At 41.9% G+C, this 850-nt stretch carries 1 protein-coding gene; it reads left to right on the top strand.

From position 1 onward, the window contains the following. Positions 1 to 140 precede the first annotated feature (140 nt). Positions 141 to 560, top strand: coding sequence for a hypothetical protein (locus V9K67_RS27045; protein WP_336728252.1), 420 nt, complete (start codon positions 141 to 143; stop codon positions 558 to 560). The last annotated feature ends 290 nt before the right edge of the window (positions 561 to 850 follow it).

Here is an 850-nt window from a genome sequence, read left to right as displayed (position 1 = left end):
TAAAACAACTTTGGGCCACAGTTTCGGGGCGACCGGTCACAGAATGCCGCCACAGACGCAAAGCCCCTGAACGTTAGCAGCAATATGATCGGTCAGTTCTTGTTTATTGAGGTCCGATCAATTACCAATAGGTTTCAGCCATGGCACTTTCAAGATTAATCCTTGACATTTTTGATTTGGCTTTTGATGATTACGAATATGGAGATTTGCTAAAAAGACAAATTCCTTTTCTTTCTCAAGGTGATCAAGAGCATACAGGCATAGGACTATTCGTCTATTTCAATGGTGAAAAGGGTATTGAGCAATACAAAGTGCCAACAGGCTTGGTAAGCTCGTTTGATATTGAGAGAAATCCAATCGAAATGCTTAACGGGGTGGAAATGGAAAATGAGGGATTAGATATTTTAGCTGATATAACTGTGCATTTAAAAAATGGCTTCATTGACTGTTTAGAGATTTTCAACAAAAATGGTAAAGGCTATCCGACTGAAGAACCAGCGAGCTACTTGCTGGATCAAGTTTGGCTAGACAAAAGTCGCAGAAGAACAATTGTAAGATAAGGGCCACAGTATCAAGTAAGGCTGCTAACATGCGGCTTTGCATCATGGCGGCGGGACGGAGGTAACCTCGGCTTTTGTCTGCTATTCGGCTGGAGTCCCGGCAAGACGAACAAAGCCAAGCTTTTAATTTTAATCTTCAGCTATATAACAAATTTGGGCTTCAGTTCCAGGGCGACTAATCGCAGAATGCCGCCACGACGCAAAGCCCCTAAACGTTGCCTGCAACCGTATTTCTTTCCAAAAGGTTCAAATGGATTTAATCTTTACAGCAGACAAAATACTTATATCAA

It is taken from the genome of Huijunlia imazamoxiresistens (assembly GCF_037132455.1).
Lineage (GTDB): Bacteria > Bacteroidota > Bacteroidia > Chitinophagales > Chitinophagaceae > Flavisolibacter > Flavisolibacter imazamoxiresistens.
The sequence above is the reverse complement of the archived record's forward strand: the minus strand, read 5'-3'. Positions and strand labels throughout refer to the sequence as shown.